Below are 560 nucleotides of genomic sequence, written 5' to 3'. Positions count from 1 at the left end.
CAAAGCAGGTATGTCATTAGAGCTTGAAGATGTGGTCGTTGACCAAGCGCTACCACCAGGCTTTGATGATTCAGGCAGTGTTGATGAATTTATGGCTCGTTTGCCAGAAGCGGACGCGTACTTCAAAGAGTTATCAGCGAAAGCGGCAGAAGAAGGCAAAGTGCTACGTTATGTTGGTGAAATTAATGATGGCAAGTGCACTGTGAGCATGGCCGCTGTCGATGAAAATGATCCAATGTTCAAAATTAAAGACGGTGAAAACGCGTTGGCGTTTTATAGTCGCTACTACCAGCCAATTCCTTTAGTGCTGCGTGGTTACGGTGCCGGTACAGAAGTGACGGCAGCAGGCGTATTCTCGGATGTAATGCGTACTTTAGGTTGGAAACTAGGGGTATAACAAGAATGAGTGCAAGTGATATGGGCGTGGTGGTTTATGCCCCAGCTTCAATTGGTAATGTTAGCGTAGGTTTTGACGTGCTGGGGGCGGCAGTGTCCCCAGTTGACGGCACTTTGTTGGGTGACCGAGTTCAAGTAAAAGCAGGGACTGAGCCGTTCAGTCT

At 48.2% G+C, this 560-nt stretch carries 2 pseudogenes; both read left to right on the top strand.

The features are described 5' to 3' along the window. Window positions 1-397: pseudogene (gene thrA, locus R7Z50_RS29955) on the top strand (bifunctional aspartate kinase/homoserine dehydrogenase I); the annotation flags it as partial. Window positions 398-417: 20 nt separating this feature from the next. Continuing rightward, window positions 418-560: pseudogene (locus tag R7Z50_RS29950) on the top strand (homoserine kinase); the annotation flags it as partial.

The organism is Vibrio sp. 1249-1, assembly GCF_033340495.1.
The sequence above is the reverse complement of the archived record's forward strand: the minus strand, read 5'-3'. Positions and strand labels throughout refer to the sequence as shown.